This is a genomic window from Sorangium sp. So ce204 (assembly GCF_051526795.1).
Classification (GTDB): Bacteria; Myxococcota_A; Polyangia; order Polyangiales; family Polyangiaceae; genus Sorangium; species Sorangium cellulosum_B.
In genome coordinates this window covers 6390586-6409896 of sequence record NZ_CP150317.1, presented here as the reverse complement: position 1 = coordinate 6409896, position 19311 = coordinate 6390586, and the positions used below count along the sequence as shown (strand labels likewise).

At 73.6% G+C, this 19311-nt stretch carries 12 protein-coding genes; 6 read left to right on the top strand and 6 right to left on the bottom strand.

Going from position 1 to position 19311, the window contains the following annotated elements; genetic code table 11:
* Positions 1-2: 2 nt before the first annotated feature.
* The 4 genes from WMF22_RS23815 to WMF22_RS23800 form a co-directional block, all read right to left on the bottom strand.
* Positions 3-2522, bottom strand: a complete 2520-nt coding sequence (locus WMF22_RS23815) for an NAD(P)-binding domain-containing protein (protein WP_438037130.1) — start codon at positions 2520-2522, stop codon at positions 3-5.
* Positions 2506-4242, bottom strand: a complete 1737-nt coding sequence (locus tag WMF22_RS23810) for a DUF4215 domain-containing protein (RefSeq protein ID WP_438037129.1) — start codon at positions 4240-4242, stop codon at positions 2506-2508. Before WMF22_RS23810 ends, WMF22_RS23815 begins: the two co-directional genes overlap by 17 nt.
* Positions 4224-7295 carry a vWA domain-containing protein gene (locus WMF22_RS23805; RefSeq protein WP_438037128.1) on the bottom strand — a complete coding sequence of 1024 codons (3072 nt, stop codon included), beginning with the start codon at positions 7293-7295 and terminating at the stop codon, positions 4224-4226. The genes WMF22_RS23810 and WMF22_RS23805 overlap by 19 nt, the downstream gene beginning before the upstream one ends.
* A 305-nt stretch (positions 7296-7600) precedes the next feature.
* Positions 7601-9874 (bottom strand): cyclic nucleotide-binding domain-containing protein, encoded by a 2274-nt coding sequence (locus tag WMF22_RS23800; RefSeq protein ID WP_438037127.1) that lies wholly within the window; start codon positions 9872-9874, stop codon positions 7601-7603.
* Between the two features lie 530 nt (positions 9875-10404).
* On the opposite strand from WMF22_RS23800, the gene WMF22_RS23795 reads away from it, so the two are divergent.
* Positions 10405-11223, top strand: coding sequence for a hypothetical protein (locus WMF22_RS23795; RefSeq protein ID WP_437301370.1), 819 nt, complete (start codon positions 10405-10407; stop codon positions 11221-11223).
* A 181-nt stretch (positions 11224-11404) separates the two neighbouring features.
* Here the strand turns inward: WMF22_RS23795 and WMF22_RS23790 are convergent, their stop codons facing one another.
* Positions 11405-14632, bottom strand: coding sequence for a serine/threonine protein kinase (locus WMF22_RS23790; protein WP_438037126.1), 3228 nt, complete (start codon positions 14630-14632; stop codon positions 11405-11407).
* Positions 14629-15927, bottom strand: coding sequence for a serine/threonine protein kinase (locus WMF22_RS23785; RefSeq protein WP_438037125.1), 1299 nt, complete (start codon positions 15925-15927; stop codon positions 14629-14631). Before WMF22_RS23785 ends, WMF22_RS23790 begins: the two co-directional genes overlap by 4 nt.
* Positions 15928-16156: 229 nt before the next feature.
* Here WMF22_RS23785 and WMF22_RS23780 point away from each other — a divergent pair, with 229 nt between their 5' ends.
* The 5 genes from WMF22_RS23780 to WMF22_RS23760 all read left to right on the top strand — a co-directional run bounded on the left by WMF22_RS23780 (position 16157) and on the right by WMF22_RS23760 (position 19310).
* Positions 16157-16750, top strand: a complete 594-nt coding sequence (locus WMF22_RS23780) for a hypothetical protein (RefSeq protein ID WP_438037124.1) — start codon at positions 16157-16159, stop codon at positions 16748-16750.
* 72 nt (positions 16751-16822) lie between these two features.
* On the top strand, positions 16823-17056 hold the full coding sequence (locus WMF22_RS23775) for a hypothetical protein (protein ID WP_012236968.1): 234 nt from the start codon (positions 16823-16825) through the stop codon (positions 17054-17056).
* 277 nt (positions 17057-17333) lie between these two features.
* Positions 17334-17528, top strand: coding sequence for a hypothetical protein (locus WMF22_RS23770; protein ID WP_437301366.1), 195 nt, complete (start codon positions 17334-17336; stop codon positions 17526-17528).
* 276 nt (positions 17529-17804) lie between these two features.
* Positions 17805-18503, top strand: a complete 699-nt coding sequence (locus WMF22_RS23765; RefSeq protein ID WP_438037123.1) for a DUF2914 domain-containing protein — start codon at positions 17805-17807, stop codon at positions 18501-18503.
* Between the two features lie 18 nt (positions 18504-18521).
* Positions 18522-19310 (top strand): hypothetical protein, encoded by a 789-nt coding sequence (locus WMF22_RS23760; RefSeq protein ID WP_437301598.1) that lies wholly within the window; start codon positions 18522-18524, stop codon positions 19308-19310.
* Position 19311: the final 1 nt, after the last annotated feature.

Genomic DNA, 19311 nt, shown 5'->3' with positions numbered 1-19311 from the left:
ACTCACGGCGCGGGGACCGCGGGCGTGGTCCCTTGTACGTCGCCGAGCTCGGAACGATCTGACGGCTCCGCGGTCGGCCGGACGCCGGCGGCGCGGAGGGCGCTCCACGGCGGGATGCTCCCGATCAGGACGAGCACCGCGTCGCAGGGGTGCGCCCGGCCCCCCGAAGGCGACGCGAGGGTCGCCACGAGCGCGCCGCCCGGATCTGCGGCGAGGGCGGAGACGTCGGTCTCGAGCAGGAGCGAGAGGCGGGACGCCGCCGCAAGCCTGCGTAACTCCTCGATGTTTCGGGTCTTCCCGCGGCGGAACCCGGCGCCCCGGTAGACGACGGTGACGTCGGTGGCCGGCTGGCGGGACAGCGCGATCGCGGCTTCCATGGCGACATCGCCGAGGCCGACGATCAGCACGCGGCTGCCGGCGAGGCTCCGGGCGTCGGCGAGGTGGTAGTACACCCGACCTTCCACCTCGGCGGATAGCTCGAACGGAAGCCGGCGCGGCGAGCCGCGCTGGCCGATGGCGAGCAGCACGCGCCGCGCACGGCGCTCGGTGCGCGGTCCGCCCTCGCGCGGCTCGGTGACGACGACGAAGCCGGCCGTCGCGTCGACAGCGTCGACAGCGGGCGCGCCTCTGCCGGCCGTCGCGCCGACGGCGGGCGCGCCGGCGCCGGCCGCGCGGGCGACCGACACCATGCGGGTGTCCTGCAGGATCGGGAGCCGCTCCTTGCGCACGATGCGGAGCCAGTGGGAGAGCAGCTCCTCCTTGGTCGACTCCTTCAGCCACAGCTTCCCGGTCATCGGCAGGTCGAGCGGCTGATCGAAGACCAGCTTGCCGCGCGGGAAGCTCTGGATGCTCTGCGCCACGCTGCCCTGCTCGATCACCTCGAACGAGAGGCCGAGCTCCCTGGCGCGCAGCGCGGCGCTGATCCCGGCGGGCCCCGCGCCCACGATGATCAGATCGAGCTCCTGACCGCTCGCGCCGCGCGGGCCGGCCTGCCGCAGGTCCTCCGCGATGCGCGTCGCGGCGTGCGCGCCCTGGTGGATGGCGTTCTTGATGAGGGGGAGCCCGGTGACGTCGCCGGCGAGGTGCAGGCCCGGCACGTCGAGGCTGCCGAGGTCGTCGCCGAGGCGCGGGCGATCGGCGATCGGCGCGCCGCCCTCGATGGTGAGCGACCCGTTGGGGCAGCGCTGCTCGCACAGGGTGAGGCCGCAGCACGCCTCCGGGCGGGCCACGACCGCGACGTACTTCTCGACGGCGAGCACGTCGTACGGGCACGCGTCGACGCACGCGTAGCAGCCGAGGCAGGTGGTCGTGTCGATCCGGGGCAGGCGCACGCGCGCCGCGGGGCGGAGCATCGCCTCGGCCGCCGCGGCGTCGCGCCCCGCGCCCCGCGCGCGCTGGTCGCGCAGCGCGCGGCGGCCGCGGGAGCCCGCGAACGCCAGCGCGCCGGCCGCGAGCCCCGCGCCGAGCCAGAGCAGCGCGCGCGCCGGCGTCGCGGCGCCGCCCGCGGCCGCGCCCGTCACGACCGGCATGGCCGCGGCCGCGTCGCGCGCTGCGTCCCACGCGAGGGCGCGATCCTCCGTGTGCTGGCCGCTGCAGACGCCCCCGCTGACGGCGCCCGTGCCGGGGCCGCTGCCCGCGCTCGTTCCTGCGCGGCGGCCGCTGCCGCCTATGCCGCCGCGGCCGGCGCCGATGCCGCCGCTGCCGGCGCCTTGCGCGGAGCCCTCGGGGAGCGCCGGGCGGTGCTCGTCGAAGCAGGTGATCGGCCGGGCGTCGCCGAGCGGCGCTTGCGCCGCGACGAGGCAGCGCGCGATCGGGTCGCGCGGCGCGCCGAGATCGTGGCACGGCGCGCAGCTGCCGGCGGTCACGATCGGGACGGTGGCCAGCTGGCTCGGGCGGAAGGCGGAGCTCGCGAGCTCCACCTCGGCGCCCGGCGCGAAGCGCAGCGGGGGCCTCGCCGGATCGAACACGACGCCCTGATCTCCGCGGTGGATGGGGTGGCAGGTGGCGCAGCTCAGCGCGCCGCTCGCGAGCAGCCGCCCGTGGCTCCTGCGGGTGGAGCCGTGGGCGCCGTGGCAGCCCACGCACACCTGGTCGAGCGGGCGCGCGGCCGTCCGGCCCCCTCGCGCGTCGTCGGGCTCCCGCGCGCCCTCGGTCGCCTGCTCTGCATGGCACGACGCGCACGCGAGCCCCGCGCGGGCGTGGGGCAGCGAGAGCGGCCCCGGCGCCGCGTGCCCCCCCGCCGGCGGGAAGAGCAGCGCCGCCGCTCCGGTCGCGACGGCGCCCGCCAGCGTGGCCGGCAGGACGCCGCGGAAGCGGGTGACGTCGGACGTCGACTCGGCGCGGCGCGCGGCCCGCCCCCGCAAGACCTCGCGCGGCTGCGCGGCGCGCTGGCGCGGATCGGACAGGTCGGCGCGGTACAGCGTCCTCGAGGCGTCGGGAGCGCGCGCCGCCTCCTCCGCGGCGCCGCCGGACGGCGCATCGTTCCGGCTCTTCCCGCCCGACGGGCTAGAGGAGCGTGACATTCAGTCGATAGAAGAAGGTCGCGTCAGGTACGATGTCCGCGGCCCTGATCTTCACGTAGACCGTGCCCGCGGCGAGGTCGCTGACCGAGGCGAAAGAGCAGTAGCCGACCCCCGAGTCGTCGTCGGAGGCAAGCACGGTGGACCCGTCGCCGCCCAGGATCTGCACGAACGTGTCGAGCTGCCCGTTCGTGCACGCCCCGGTGTCGCCGTCGTCGATGTTCACGGCCAGGGTCGAGCGCGGCCCTGGCACGCTCACGGCGATCACGTCGACGTCGCCCGCCGGAGCGATCTCCGCCATCCACGGCGCGGCATACGGATTGGCCTGCGCGGAGGTGTTGTTGGGCTCCGTCTCGCCGAGCTCGAAGCGGCAGGCGGCGCTGCACCCGTCGCCGGGCGCCGTGTTGCCGTCATCGCACTGCTCGCCGGCGGTGCGGTCCCCGTCCCCGCAGACCACGGGGACGAGCGTCACGTCGAGCCGGTACGGGAAGGTCGGCACCGCCGCGCCGCTCCCCGCCCGCACGCGGACATAGTAGTCGCCCGCCGCGAGCCCGGGCGCGACGGCGCGGGCGCAGAGGCCGGTCCCCCCGTTCTCGCTGAGGACGAGGCGCGCGCCGCTGTGGTCCAGGATCTCGATGGCGCTGTCGAGGCGGCGATCGAGGCAGTCGGAGCCCGTGATGTCGGCCGTCTCTGCGACGAGGTCCACGGGGCCGTCCGGCACCGTGACCAGCACGATGTCCTCGTCGTCGGCCGGGTCGATGGCGGCGTAGAACGGCGCGGCGTGGGGGTTCGCCGTGGCGAGGGTGCCGTTCGGCTCGACCTCGGTCGCGTCGAGCCGGCACTCGTCGGTGCAGCCGTCGTCCGGCTGGCCCAGCGCGTTGTCGCACTCCTCCGTCGGGTCCTGGATTCCGTCGCCGCAGACCGTCTCGCGGCTCCTCACGGCGAGGTTGAACGCGCCGGTCTGTCCCTCGTCGGTCCCGGTGACCACGACGGTGAACGCGTCGCCCGCACGGACGGGCACCGTGAGCCGGTGATCGATTCCCGTGCCGGCGCTCACGGGGCCACACGCGCGCTCCGTCCCGTCGCGGCAGGTGCCTCGCAGCAACGCGACGAGGGCGGCGTCGGCGCGCGGGGTGAGCACGACGTCGAGGAACCCGGTCGTCGTCGCGGTGAACGTGTAGGCGACCCCGGGGGCTCCCAGCGTGCACTCGCTCTCGACGACCGCGTGGCCGGTCGTGTCGCCGGTGACGAGCGCGGGGTCCGGGAGCGCCACGGGCGCGGCGCACAGGTCCGCGCACGCCGCATCACACGCCGTGTCGTCGCAGTCGACGCTGAGATTGCCGTCGTTGTCCCGGCCGTCCTGGCAGACCTCGACGCCGGAGCAGCGCGAGGTATCCATTCTGCAGGCGGGGCTGCACCGGAGCTCGCCGCTGTCGAACCCGAGGCTTCCGCAGTCGGCGCCCCGCAGATCGGAGCCGTCGCACAGCTCGCCCACCTCGGCGACGCCGTTCCCGCAGTCGCCGGGGGCGCCGCCCCCGCCGCCTTCGTCACCGCCGGCGCCCGAGCCGCCGCCGTCCTCGCCTCCGCCGGCGGCCGTGCCAGAGGACGCCGAGGGCCGCGGCGATCGCCTGTCATCGTCTCCGCCGCACGCCCCGGCGACGCCCGCGGCGGCGCAGAGCAGGGTGACCGCCGCGACGCCGCGCCTCATTCGGTATCCGGACATGAATAGGTGACCTCCCAGTCCTGCACTTGAACGCCGCCCCCGCCGGTGCTCGTCGGATTGAGCGTCATCCGGACCTCCAGGTAATCCTGCCGCGCGTCCGGCAGCTCCCCGAGCACGTCGAAGAGATCGACCGCGCACGGCGGCGCCGAGGTCTCGTCGCACACCCGGGTGTCGGTCGGCGTGGCGTGGGCCGTGGCGGCGAGCCGCACGGTCGCCGAGCCGAGGTCGGCGGGCGTGTCGGCCGCGCGCACGTAGAACTCGACGCTCGAGTCGCCCGGGGTCACCGTCCTGTACCGGAGGAAGCCCCACTGGACCTTCGTTCCCGGCGGGCAGACGCCCTGGTACCGCTCCCAGCTCGTCGGGAGGGACGTGAGGCCCGTGGACTCGCACGGCACGATCGCCCGGACCTTGCCGCCCGGGTTCTCGCGGACGGTGTCGCAGGTTTGCGGGCACAGCTTCACGCGCGTGCTCGCCGCGTCGGCGAAGTACCAGCCGTTGCCGCACGTGCTGGCCTCGGCCACGTGGGGCAGGGTGGTCTGCGTGCCGGCGCTGTCCACGTGGACGACGGACACCTGGGTGGGATCCGCGGCCCCGGCGACGGGGACCGTGACGTCGCAGGGCAGCGCGTCGCCGCGGATCGAGGAGAGCGCGTCGCGGAGTCCGGTCTGCAACGCCGTGCCGGTGCTGAGGTTGTAGGCCAGCCCGCCGCCCCGATCCGCGATGAGGCTGATGATCTGCGAGCTCGAGTCGCCGAAGCCGACCGCGTGCACGCGGACGCCGTGGTTCTGGAAGGCGTTCCCCGCCAGGTTCGCGATGCTGTTGGGGGCCGTGATGCAGGGAGAGGGGACAGAGGGGATGCCGTCGGTGATGAACACGACCCCGACCTCCTCCTCGGGATGGGCGTTCTTGTAGTTGATCGCCCAAGTCGTGGCGCCGTTCAGAGCCGGGTACATCGGCGTGTTGCCGGCGGCGGTCGTGGAGTCGATCACGCTGATCAGCGCGAGCTCCTGCTGATCGAACGGCGCCGGTTCGGCGGTCAACCGCCGCGCCATGCTGCCGTCGAACGGAACGATCGGCAGGGCGCAGCCGGAGGACTGGCAGACGCCCAGAGTGTCGCTGCAGGGGCCCGGGTTGTCGTACGGCCAGAACCTGAACGCGATGCCGAGCCCGGCCGACGCCGGATCCTGGAAGAACGCCTTGAGGGCGTTGGTCGCCGGTATCCACCGGTCGTTGGAGACATCGACACCCGTCCCCGTCACGACCATCGAGCCGGACCGGTCGAGCGCCACGAACAGGGTGACCGGCCTGACCGTCGAGACGCTGGCGGTCGCGATGCAGCCAGGGGACTCACACATGGCCGATTGATAGATGCTCCCGTTGTTGGCGCACTGGCACTCGGTGATCTGCCCGGCGCCCGGCGGGTTGACGAAGAGCTCCATCCCATCCGTGAGGCCGGTGCAGCCGGTGACGCTGATGCACTCGCCCGGCGCGATCGGCTGCGCCGTCGTGCACGCGAGGGTGCCTCCGGTCGGATTGCACGTCCCGACCCGGCTCGGGGCCGAGGAGGGGAGCTGGCCCGCGCCCGCGGGGTACCGGTAGATCTCGATGCCCGCGGGGGCAGCCGTGGTGCCGCGGTTGCAGACGGGGACCGTTCCGCCGCAGGGCACGCCTATCGTGAGGTCCGGGTCGCTGCAGGCGGGGTCCGTCTGGTTCGGCAGGTAGGATTTGCAGAGGCCTTGCTGGGGGCAGTCCTCCCCGCAGACGCTCTCCACGAGGTCGACGCAGCTCTCGGTCCACTCGGTCAGGCAGCAGCTCGGCCGCACCGCGCAGACATTCTGGACGCACGTGTTGCAGCTCGCGCTCAGCCTCGGGCCCGTGTAACACTTGTCGTGCGCGCAACCCATATCGGTGTCGCAGTTCGCGCCGCAGATCGACTCGGCGAGGCCGACGCAGCTCGCGTCCCAGATCGGGGGCGGTCCGCCGCACGTCTTGCCGGGGCACTGGGTGGGGACGAGGGCGGCGCACGCTGGGCCCCAGACCCCCTGGCATCGGGTGCTAGTCCAGGTGGTTCCCGGGGGGCAAGCGCCGGAGGTGGGCAGGCTGCACCTGCCGCCGGACAGACACACGCTGCCCGGCCCGATGAGCGCCTCGCAATCCGCCGCGGGGCAGTTGATCTCGCAGCAGAGCGGGTTCGCCGCGCAGATGCTCGCGATGCACGGGTCCCCGCAGGTCGGGTTCATGCCCGTCGCGGCCACGGAGCTGCCGGTCGACTGGCAGGCGTCGCGCGCGCAGTTGCTCGGCACGAGCGTCTGGGTGCAGCAGCTCGACTGCGCTTGGCAGACCTTCGTGACGCAGCCGCTGCAAGTCGATAAGAGCGACACGCCGGTCGCGCAGACATCGTGAGAGCAAGCGCCGCTCGCGGGGTTATCGCAATACTGGTCGAACTGGCAGTCTTCGCCGGTCGTGCAGGGCTGGTGCGTCCCCTGCCGCGCCACGGACTCGGGGAGCTCGTTGATGTCGCCGACCGACCATGAATACGTGACGCCGGTCGACGAGAGGTCGATCGGGCCGCCGTCCGGCGTCTCCTCGAACGACTGGCACGTCGGGTCGCACGGGTTGGTCGCGCACAGGCCGCCATCGGAAGCCACCGAGTTGGCGAGGGGGCGCCAGCCACCGCTCTCGCCGCTCCCGCCGGGCGCCGCCCCGAACGGCGATCGCTTCATCGTGATCGTGCCGTCGCAGGCGCCGAAGTGCCCGTCCTCACACCGCCGGATCCCATCCATGCACGTCAGCACGCCCTCGTGCTCGCCGACGGTGATGTGACACTCCACCTCGTCGCCGTCGGTGCACGGGTCGCCAGTCCCCGGCCCGGCGTCGGGCCCGCTCGTCCCGTCCTGCGGGCCCGGCGGGCCCATCCCATTTTCGCTGCACGCGGCGGCGATGAGCGCCGAGGCCGCAAACAGCGTGACGAGCAGCAGCGCTCTCGGCGCCCACACCTCGGCGGAGCCTGATCGGGAGAGCGCTCCCATCCACTTGGTCGAGGGACCAGCCATCGGCTTCTTCACCTTCCACTAGGGTGCTGTGGGGAAAATTGTACCTGGGCGCAGAAGGCAAAGTCCAGGCCTCTCGCCCGCGCGCGGCGGGACGCGTGAAACGCGGTAGCAACGCGCCGCGCGCGGTTCCCGCGAGCGCGCCGGGCGCCGGGCGTCGCTGCCGGCGACGCACAAAGAAATGCTGCGCCTTGCAATTGTTTCATAGCGAGTGCGACCGGCGGCCGATGATTCAGCGCGCGCCGCGGCTGTGGGTGTGAGGAGCGCCGTGTGTGCGCCCGGCCCGGCGCGCGCCGCGCGTCCCTCGCTCATCGGGGCACGCTCGTCGCTGTGATCGCGTGGAGCACGAGCAGCGCGACGGCGACGCCGAAGGTGACGATGTGCACCGGCAGGCCTGCGCGGAGCGCGCGGAGGAGCCCGCGCTGGGCCGGGAGCGCGCGCAGCTCCACGGCGATGCGGGTGAGCTCGGACAAGCCGGCGAGCCGCTCTGCGCCGCGCCCCTCGAGGACCGCGTCGATGCGGGCGCGCAGCGCGCGTTCCTCCTCGGCCAGCCCGCGCCCCGAGGCGAGGAGCGCGAGCGGGCCGAGGGGGTTTCGCAGGTAGGGCAGCAGGATCTTCTCGACGAGCTTCTTCACGAGGTCGCTGCGCCCGCTCACCGCGCGGTAGAAGCGGTCGAGGAGCTCGCGGCGGGCGGCGTCGAAGTCCTCGGGGAGCGCCGCGGTGCGCTCGATGCGCGCGAGGCGCCGCGGTGCGAGCCGGTAGGCGGTCGCCGTGAAGCCGCCGGCCGCCGCGGTCGCCCAGAAGACCAGGTGCAGCGCGGCGCCGAGCGTCGGCCGGCCGGACCGCGGCCACGGCGCGTGCGCGAGCGCGAGGCCGGCCGTGACGAGGCCGATCGCGAGGTGCCCGGACAGGTGCGGCCGCAGCCGGCTCCGCACCGGCGCGGCGTCGCCGGCGTCCGCGGGCGCGCGGCGCACCCACAGCCATCGCGCCGCGCGCTTCGGAACGGCGTACAGGAGCAGCAGCGCCATGCCCGCGGCCGCGGCGACGCCGGCCGCCCAGGCGGCGCCCTCCCCCGGGCGGGCCCCGCCGTCCGCCTGCGCGAGGAGCCCCGCCGCCCCGATCCCGACCGCGGCGAGCGCGCTCCCGGCGAGCAGCGCCGCATCGCTTCGCGGCGCGGCGGCAGCGCGCTCCTGCTCGCGCCGCGCCCCGCCGAGCAGGTCGCGCACGTCGGCGATCTCCTCCGCCGGGTTGATGCGGAAGATCGACCCCGTCGGACAGGCCTTCACGCACGCGGGCCCGTCATGATCGCGGCAGAGATCACACTTGACGGCGATGTCCGGGAATCCGGCGCCGCCCGGGCGCGGCGCGGACGCCGGGCGCGGCGCGATGGCGATGTTCTCCCACGGGCACGCCTTCGCGCAGGCCCCGCAGCCCGTGCAGAGCGCGTCCCGGATGAACACCTCACCCCCCGTGTCCTTGCCGATCGCGCCTGTCGGGCAATCGATCATGCAGGCCGGGCTCTCGCAATGCTGGCAGGAGTTCGGCAGGAGCAGGCTCTGCGGCGCCTCCGGCCGAACGGCGTGCCCGCTGCCTTCCGCGACGCGCGCGAGCACCTTGTCCCCACGGCGGACGAGCCGCGACACCCCGTGGACGTCGGCGCACGACCACGCGCAGTGGCCGCAGCGGGCGCACGTCTCCAGGTCGATGACCAGCAGCGACCGCGCGACCTGTAGCCGGTAGAGGTCCCGGAAGACATGCGCGGTGACGTGGCGCGCGTGGCCGGCGACGACCGCTTCCTGGGCCGCGTGCTGCTCGCCGGCGATGCGGCGGAGCCGAGGGATCAGGTCGGGGTGCTTGCGCGCGAGGGCCGCGAACGCCTTCGAAGGGACGGACAGGAGCGTGGCCGGGCCGCTCGCCACGGCGCTCGCAGCGCGGCAGCGGCCCTCGTCAAGCTCGACATCGCCGAAGAAATCGCCCCGGGTGAGGTAAGCGCGCACATGGATCCTGTCGCCGTCCTCGGTCTGGATCTGCACCATCCCCTCGGCGATGAGCCACAGCTCGGTCGCCGGATCCCCGGCGCGATAGACGGCTTGCCCGCGCTCGAAGCGCCGGTGGCTCACGGCGTCGAGGAGGATCTCGATGTCTTCCGGATCGAGGTCGCGCGTGAAGGCGAGGGTGCCGAGGAGGTCGCGCGTCGCGCTTCTCCGCAGGGCGCGCTCGAGCCTCTGGGCGACCTCGGCCCCGCCGGAGCGGCCCGTGGCGCGGCGGAAGAGGTGGACCGGGATCTCGGCGACCACGCTCCGCGCGAGCGCAACCGCGGTGGTCCGGCGCGGCGTGCCCACGACCGCCTCCTCGCCGAGGAGTTCGCCCTGGGCGGCGGCGCGTACCTCGGTGTCGCGGTCGTCTCCGCGGCGCCTCGCGTGGAGGCCGATGCGCCCGGAGGCCACGACAAAGAAGGCGTCTCCCGCGTCGCCCGCGCGATAAACGACCTCGTCAGGAGCAAGTGTGAGGAGCCTTCCCGCCTCGGCGAGCTCGCGTCGGGCGCGCTCGTCGAGCCCCCGCAGCAGAGGGGCATCGAACACTCCTGCTGGCCATGTGTGGCTTTGGTGAAATTCTACGCCGCGCGCGCTGCCGTGTGTGTGGTCTGATGAGGGCATCAGCAGCGCTCCCGGTCGCCGCGCAAGGCCAGCGCCAGCCGCGCCGCGGCCGCCGCGCCGATTTCGAGGCCTGCGCCGGCCCGCGTTGCCAGCGTAGCAGGCGCGGCAGGAGGCCCCTGGGTCATGGCGCAGGACATCGTCGCTCTATACCACCTCGCATCCGCGGTCTCGAGGGACGACATGGTCTTACTTCATGGTTAAAAAAACGCCACAATACGCCAAGCCACGCCAAGCCACGCCAAATAACGCCATAACACGCCAAAGAAACGCTGGAGCGCCCGAAAAAACCTTGACACCTAACCCGATTATAGGGAATATCCATCCTGCTAGACTCGGCATCTTGAGCGCCAGGGTTCGTTTCGGGGTTCAGCAAGAAATGACTAGCATCTGTTCCTGAGTGCACATGCAAGGTCATTCGAAATCTACGAGGTAATATGAGCAGGCGCACGACGAGTTTGGCTGTTGCATCCCTGGCCGCGGCATCGTTCATCACGCTTGGTTCGGCGTCCGCGAGCGCCAAGGACCACACGGACTGGGCCCTCGAGTACGTCGATCGCGCGACCAGCGACGTGTGGGGCTCCGACCCCTGCCAGCTCGACTGGACCACCATGACGGGCAAGGTCAAGGCCGCGTGCTTCTTCACGCTGACGCTGGCGAAGGCGAAGGGATACACGGACCAGGATTTCCTCGCCATGTGGGGGATGAAGAGCCCTACGTCGAATTACTATTTCGACCTGATCGACACGAGCCCGCCGGTCGGCGGTGCCCCTCCCGTGGGCGAGACGTACTTCCGCCGCGTCGACAGGGCGATTGACATCCAGAAGGGCGACATCTTTGCCGTCGGCGCCGTGATCGACCCTGGCGAGGATCCGAATAGTGAGGAAGATGATACGGTGGTCTACGCCGGCCACACGATGATGATCACGGGCGCGCCGACGGTGATCCTCCCGCAGGTCAATCCGCGCTACTCGGGGACAACGCAGTATGCGGTGCCGATCGTGGACTCGACCAACTCGACGCACGGCTGCAACGCGGCGTACCCGGACAGCCGCTGGACCGGCACGTGCAAGGACGGCTACGGTACGGCGGGCGCCGGGACGGGCTTCATCCGCGTGTACACCGACTCGCTGACGGGCGTCATGCTGGGTTACACGTGGAGCGTCACGTCGTCGATGACGAGCTACTACGCGCCCTCGAAGCGGCCGTACCGGATTGGCAGGTTGTTCAAGTTGCCTGCGCCGCTCCCGACCGAGCCGCCGCCGCCCCCTCCCTGATCTCCTGACACGTTCTTTCTGAGCGTGGCGAGCTGAGCTACCCAGCCCCCGAACAGCGAACCCCTTACCCCGCAGGCCGGGGTAGGGGCTCGCCCCTTTTTGTCGGCCGTCATGTCGAGTCCCCTGGTTCGCCGGCCGGACCACCGCGCGCCCCGCCGACCCGTCGCGGAGACCTCGGGCGTTATGGGATCTCGACCTCGGCCCGCGCGAGCTCGACGATCTCGAGGCGTTCGAGCATCGCGTCGGTGACCAGCGGGCCGGTCGGCCGCAGGCCGCGCCGCGCCTGCTCCCGCTCGTACGCGGCGAAGGCACGGATCAGGAACGGGGGAAACGCCCGGAAGAGCAGCCTCGCCTCGGCCCGGAGCGGGCCGCGCCGCTGGCCGGTGCGGACATCGTAGGTGTACCGGATCGGCACGCCGGGCGGCACGGAGCGCGTATCGATGATCGCGTCCGGCCCTTTGACGACGCCCCGGCTCGCGTCCAGCGCGCCGACCGGAAAATAGGTCTCGAGAAAGGCGTTCTGCCCGGAGAGGTTCGAGCCGCAAGCGCCGGTGTCCAGGTCGTAATCGCCGTCCGTGAACCGATCGGCGTGGTGCAGCCCCTGGCCGGGCCCGGCCTGGCAGGTGCCGTCTGCCGCCACGACGCCGATGCATCGGACACAGCGCAGAAAGCCGTTCTGAAAGTTGATGAGCCCCCGCCCCCGGAACGAGGTGCCGCCGAGCCGTGGGGGTGGGGTCCAGACGGGGACATCAGGCCCGTCGCGCACGTCCGCTCCGAACAGCCCGCCTTGAGCGCCCGCCGGCGCGAAGGGGTTGTTCGCGTCTGGATCGGTGGTCACCCGGGCGAACACCTTGTCTCTCAGATCCTCGTCGGCGCGGTCGATCCGGCCGACCTCGTAGATCACCCGCCCCTCGCCATCCCTCACCACGAGGTGAACCCAGAACTCGCGCTCCTGGCTGAAGCCGGCCGGCACCTTGTGCCCGGCGCCGGTGTTCTCGATCTCGACCGGGATCTCGACGCGATCCCCGGCCGCGCCGGCGCGGCGCGCGGCGCCGAGCTCGAAGCGGAACGTGTGGCGGAGCAAGAGATCGCGGCGGCGGCGCGCGCCCGCGGGAATGCCGTGCACGTCGAGCGACGGCTCATCGATGAGCGCGTCGGGGAACTCGTCCGACAGCGGGACATCCACGCCGGAGAAGTAATGGGTCGCGACGTCCGCCAGAGCGGCGGAGTGATCCGCGATCCGGCCCCGCGGGCGGGCGCCGGGCCTCCGCGGGGCGAAGCGCGTGCCGGGCGGGCACCCGGGATCTCCCGGCGACGCCTGCGCGGCGCCCGCCGCCGGGGCCGCCTCGCAGACGCCCGGGTAGGTGCTCATGTGGCAGTCCTGGCAGGTCGCCGCCGGACGGCCCGCGCGCTCCTCGGACCTCGCCCAGTCCGACCACTCGGTGTAGGCGTTGCGCAGCCGCTTGAAGTGCTCGCCCCGCGCCGCGGCGAGGCTGTCGCTGCCGAAGAGGCGCACGTCGTGGCAAGCCCCGCAGAACTCGCTGGAGCGCAGGTACGCCCTCGCGCTCGCCGACGGGCGACCGTGCACCACGGGCTCGACAGCGCCCGCCGATCCCGCCGGCTGGAGCCCGGCGCGCGCGGCCGCGCCCTGACCCGAGGGGAGCAGCAGCTCCTCGGGGCGGAGGTCGTAGCCGCTGTTGGCGATCCCGAACAGGCCGCGGCCGTCCTCGGGACGCGCGGCGAAGACGGCGCCCGTCACGAAGGACGTCCACGTGGGGTTGCCCTGGTACCCGGCGCGCCCGCGCGGGCCGACCGGGCCGTGCACCTGATGGCAGAAGCTGCAGGAGATCCCCTCCAGGCCGCGCCGGGTGAGCAGGTCGCGCACGGGGAGGCGCGCGCGGGGATCGCCGCCGGCGCGGCCGTCCCACGCGGGCATCGCGGCGTCGAGGTTCTCCGCCGGGCTGTGGCAGTTCACGCACCAGTGCTCGCCGCCCGAGCCGGTGACGGCGACGCCGCTCCGCCCGTCGCGGCAGGCGCGCGCGGGATCGGCCTTGCGCAGGATGCCCGCGCCGTTCGGGCAGTCGGCGGTGCGCCCGACCTGCTCCTCGATGAGGCTCTCCAGCGCGTTGAAGAGCGGGCTCTTCACCGAGTGCGCCATCACCGAGCGGCGCCACTCCGCGGCCTGGCGGCCATGGCACGCCGCGCAGTCCTCCGCCGCCGTCCGCGCCTGCGCGAGCGGCACGACCGGCGCGACGGCGACCGCGCGCGGCGCCGCTGGGCCGGGCTCACCCCGCGAGAGCGCGAGCGCGGCCGACGCGATCAGCGCGCCGGCGCCGAGCGGCGCGATCCGCCACAGCCGCGACGCGGCGCCGGCTGGGCCGCGCGGCGGGCGGTCGTCGCTCGCGCCGCCCGCGCCGCCCGGGCGCGCGCGATCGCGCGGCGCGGGGCCGGTCCTCGCCGAGGTGGCCGCGCCGGCGCGACGGGAGTTCCGGGCGGCGTGCGCCGGAAGCGCCGGCCGGCGCTCGTCGAGGAACCCGCTCAGCGCATCGGCGATCTCCTCGGCGCGCGGCGGCCGCTCCGACGGGTCCGGATGGAGCAGCCGCAGCACGTAGCCCTGCAGGCCCGCGGGGAGCGAGGTCGCGACGCCCTCGATGAACGGCGGCGGCTCCGCGCGGGCGGCCTCGCCGAGCGCGTGCCGCAGGCCAGCGCCCGCGAACGGGTGCTCTCCCGCGAGCAGGCGGTAGAGCACGAGCCCGAGCGCGTACCGGTTCGCGGCGCTGTCCCAGAGCGCGCCGTCGGCCTGCGCGGGCGGCGTCCAGAGCGGCGGGATCTCCGAGGACACCCGCGCGCCCTCGGCGCGGGGCGCCGTGGCGGCGCCGCGGCTCGCCGACCCGCCGACGAGGGCGGCGACGAGCGCGCTCGCGGGCAGCGTCACGCGGCCCGCGTCGTCCACGAGGACCGCGTCGGGCGAGAGCGGACCGGGGAACAGGCTGGCGCGCTCGCACGCCGCGAGCGCGCGGGCGACCTGGATGGCAAGCCCGAGCGCCTCCTGGAAGGGGACGGGCCCGCGCCGCGCGCGCATCCAGTCCGAGAGGGGCGCGCCCGCGAGCCGCCGCGCGAGCCAGACCCGCGCGCCGTCCGGGCTCGCCGCGGCGGCGCGCTCGCCCTCGGCCGGCGGGGCGACGCCGCCGTCGATGAAGCCGCCGACGCCGGCGCTCCCGAGCGACAGGAGGCGCGCCGCGACGGCCTCCTGGTGCTCGGGCCCTGCCGGAGCGTCCTGGTCCGCCGCGCCGAGCCGCCATAGCTCTTCTCCGGAGCCCGCGCCGCAGCGCCATCGCGCGGCGCAGCCCACGGCCGGGAGGGGCGCGCCTTCCGTGTAGCCTGCCTGCTCCGGCGGCGCTCGCCTCACCGCGCCCCCTCCGGGGCGGCCGGCGTCGCGCTGCTGGCGGGCGGCTCCGGCGCGTCGTTCGTCGAGCGCAGCGCGCAGGTCCCGAGGCCCGCGAGCGCCGACAGCGTCGCGATGATCGCGATCGCGAGCCGGGTCGGGACGTCGCGCGGCCGGTCGATCTGCTCGACGAGCGCGATCGTGTCGGCGCGAGGCGCGTCCGCTCCGCCGGTGACGCGCGCGGCGCCCGGCGAGCTCGCGCGGTCGTCGGCGCGGTGCGGCACGCTCGCGCGGTCGCGATCGCCGGTGCGGAGCGGCGCGCTCGCGCGGTCTCGGTCACCGGTGCGGAGCGGCGCGCTCTCGCGGTCTCGGTCACCGGTGCGGAGCGGCGCGCTCTCGCGGTCTCGGTCACCGGTGCGGAGCGGCGCGCTCTCGCGGTCGTGATCGCCGGCGTGGAGCGGCGCGCTCGCGCGGATGCGATCTCCGGCGCGGAGCGGCGCGCTCACCGCCGTCTGGAACGGCTCCAGCCGATCCACGATGTCCTGAGCGAGGTACGGCCGATCCTCGGGCGCCTTCTCGAGCAGCTGGAAGAGCAGCTGCTCGACGCCGCGGGGCAGCCCGCTCCGCACGTCGTCGCCGAGCGGCGGCGGCTCTGCCGTGCATTGCAGGTTGAGCAGCTCCCGCGGCGACGCCGACTGGAACGGCGGGCTGCCGGAGAGCGCCTCGTACAGGATGAGCCCCAGGCAGTAGAGATCCGAGCGGTGATCGATGGATCGCGCGTCGATCTGCTCCGGGCTCATGTACTGCAGGGTGCCGACGCTCTGCGTGTTGGTCTGGTTCATCGCCTCCACGACCTTGGCGATGCCGAAGTCCATCACCTTCACGCCGCCATCCCGCTGCACCATGATGTTCTCGGGCTTGAGATCGCGGTGGATCACCGGCGGCTGCTGCCCGTGGGCCGCCGCGAGGGCGCTCGCCACGCTGGCCGCGATCCGCACCGCTTCCGGCCAGGGAAGGCGGCCGGCGGCGCCAAGGACGGACCGCAGCGTCTGGCCGTCCAGGTACTCGAGCACCATCACGAGCTCGCCGGAGGCCTCGATGCTGGCGAGGCTCCGGACGATGTTCGGGTGCTCGAGGTGCGCGAGGATCTGCATCTCGTTCAGGAAGAGCCGGCGTCCCTGCTCGCTCCGGGCGAGCTCGGGGCGGAGCACCTTCAGCGCGACGCGCCGGCGCGACAGGCGCTCCTCGCCCTCGTAGACCTTGCCCATCCCGCCCTCGCCGACGAGGCGTCGAACGAGGTACTCGCCGATCTGATCCATGCGCGCCGTCTCCTCTCCCTCTCCCTGACCGGGGCGTCTCTTCTACGTGCGAGCAGGGCCGATGGCTTACACCCGAGCCCGCGCCCGGATCGCGGCCGGGCCCCTCCAGCGCGCGCGACGTCCCCCGCTCGGGCGGCTCGTCGCCCGGGGAGAGGATCGCGGTTCCCTGCCGCGCGCGGTATCGAAATCTTGCGCCTCGATGGAGGGCGCGGTGGTAGAACCGCCCCCCATGCTCCCACGCCGGGTGTCGTTCGCTCGGGCGGCGATGATGGCGCTCGCGGTCTCGGCCTGCTCGAGGACCCCGGCGGAGCCGGAGCCGCCGCCGGTCGTCTCCAGCGCGCCGTCCGCCGCGCGGCTCGCGTGGGACGTTCCGGGGAGCTGGGCCGCGCTCGACGTGCCGCGCGCCGGCCCGCGCAGGGCCCTCTACAAGGTGCCGAGGGCGGCGAACGACAAGGAGGACGCCGAGGTGCAGGTCCTCTCGTTCGGTCTGGGGAGCAAGGGAGACGTCGACGCGCGCTTCGACGAGTGGTTCGCGCAGTTCGATGGCGACGTCGGGGCGAAGGCCAGGCGCGCGTCGCTCGAGGTGCGCGGCATGCCGGTCGAGCTGGTCGAGGTGGCCGGCACCTACAAGATCGCGCTCGGGCCGCAGTCCGGCGCGCGCAAGCGATCGCCCGTGGAGATGGTGAAGGACAACTACCGGCTCGTCGGCGCGGCGGTGAGGACGCCGGATCGCGGAAACTGGTTCTTCAGGATCGTCGGGCCTGACGAGACCGTGCAGTCGGCGCGGTCGGCGTTCCGGAGCATGATCGCGTCCGCGCGGTGAGCGAGCGAGAAGCCGAGCGGCTGCGAGCGCGGCGCTCGCAGCGCGCGCCGAGCACATGATACGTTGCGCGCCATGGACGACCGAAAGCGAGAGGCGCGCACGCCGGCCGAGATCTTCCGCGTCGAGGCGGAGGCCGAGGCGGAGCAGAGCCGGCTCTGCGAGGAGAGCAAGCACCAGCTCGCCAACCGCTGCCCGGAGTGCGGCAGCCTCGGTAGCATGGAGCTCGTCGACGGGCTCATGCGCTGTATCGATTGCGACGAGGTGGTGGCCGCAACCCGCCAGCTGCCCGGCTTCGGCCGCCGCTGAATCCCTGTCGCGCAGCCGCCTGACCTCCCGCGGAAATCCCGATGAAATCTCAATAGATCCCCGTTGAAACGAAAACCGACGCCTGAGCCTCCGCCGGAGAGAACACACCGGGCGAGGCGCTTTCCAGGTGATTTTCGGTCGGATTCGTGACTATTCTGCGAACATTGGCGTTCTCGCGCCCGGTTCAGTTTTCGCCCCAGACGCGGTGCACGGAAGTTCACTCAGGTTCGCCGGCCGGGGCGTGAACAGCAGGACTGAAGTCTTGAAGGAGTTGGAGATGAAGCGGATCTCAGCGGAGAGCTCGGATCACCCGTCGCGGGAGACAAGCCAGGGATCCCGGGCGAGGACGGCACGAGGCGCGAGCGGGGGCCTGCTCATCCTGAACATCGAAGACAGCGCGATCATCAGCTTCGCCACGACGCCAGAGGGCGAGTCGACCAGCGGTCCACGCCGGTCCCGTCCGAAGCACTGACCCGGAGCGCCGCGAGGCGCCTTGCGGACGTGCGCTCCCACCGGAGCGCCGGCACATCGCGACGCGGTGCTGCCACACATCAGGATTTCCCTGATGAGATCTCGGAACCTCGGGATGGCTGCGCCCCGGACCCCACGTCCAGCGTGAGGCGGCGATCCCTCGTGAGCCTGGCGCGCGCCGCCGGGTCGCTGGCCGTCGGGTTGCCGTTTTTTCGCCCCCTCCGCTGAATCGTGGCACCTCGTCGGTGTGGACACCCGGGGAACGACACGGAAAACCATGGTCCTGGCGCTCGCCGCCGCCGCTCTCGGCGGGGCGGGGCTCGGTTGCAGCGATCCGAGCGAGGCGATCGCGCGGATCTCCCGGGAAGAGCTTCCCGCGTTGAGCCGCGCGGCGGAGGGGAGGCCAGGCGGCGGATCCGAGGGGCAGGCGAGCGCGGCGGCGGCGCCGGCGATCCGGGCCGCCGCGAGCGGCGCTGCCGCGGACGAGGGCCGCAGCGACGCAGACCGCCTCGACGCGGCGGACGCGTCGCCCGCCCGCGGCCCGGGTCGGGAGCGCCGCCGCAGGTCGGGCTCGGCTCAGGAGGCGCGCACCGGCGCGGGCGCGGCGCAGGGCGGCGTGGGAGAGGGCGCCGCTCGGGCGCCCGAGCTCCAGGTGCTACGGCTCGTCGTCTCGAAGGGCATCGCCGGCCGCGAGCCGATCGAGCCGGCGAGCTCGTTCGCGAGCGCGGAGATCGACCGCCTCTACGCGTTCGTCGAGCTCTCGAACAAGGACCAGGCCACCTCGGAGATCCGCGTCGCCTTCACGCCGCCCGATGGCGGCGCGCCGCTGCGCATCCCCCTCGCGGTCGGCGCGCAGCGGCGCTTCCGTACGTGGGCTGCCACGCGGAAGGCGCGCGCGGCGGGGATCTGGTCGGTGACGGTCAGCGACGCGGCGGGCAAGGAGCTCGCGCGCGCCTCGTTCACGATCACGAAGTAGGAGGCGCCCGTGACTCGCATGTCGTGCTCGCGCTCCTCCGCTCTCCAGGGCGCTCGCCGCGCCGCCCTCATCGCCCTCGCGCTCGCCGCGGGAGGCTGCGTCTCCCGGGCCGCGCCGGCGCCCGAGCCTGTCGGGACGCCACGCCCACCTGTCACCGTCCCCGCCCCCGGCGCGCGGGCAGGGTGGTTCGGCTTCTGGGTCCCCGACCGTCCCGCGGCCCGGGTGCTCTCGCTGCACGTCCAGGAGAGCGACGAGGTCGAGCCCCCCGACGCCGAGCCGCCCGCGCGCGCTCCGGCGCCCGGCGTGACGCCGGCGGAGGCCGACGAGGAGCGCCGCTACGTGGTCCTGCCTGGCGTCGAGCTCGCGCCCGCCGTGGAGCAGAAGGTCGCGGAGCTCGCGTCCGCCTACTTCCGGCGGACCGGAAAGGAGCTCGTTGTCACGAGCGGCACGCGGGATCCCGCGCGGCAGGCCGAGGCGATGCACGAGCTCTTCCGGCACGGCGCCGATGTCCTCGGCCTTTACAAGGACAAGACGGCGGCGCGCGAGATCAAGAGCGCCTACGAGGAGGGGCGCTCGGCCGAGCACGCGCCGGAGGCCACGATCGCCGCCCTCGAGCGGGTGATCCGCGCCCAGATCGATCGCGGCGTGTTCATCTCGGCGCACCTCCGGGAGGGCGCCGTCGACATCCGGAACCGGGACATGACACCCGCGGAGAAGCGCGCCTTCCTCGAGGGCGTCGACGAGGTCGGGGGCGTGTTCGCGCTCGAGGAGTCTCGGCCGCCCCACTATCACCTTCAGATCGATTGAG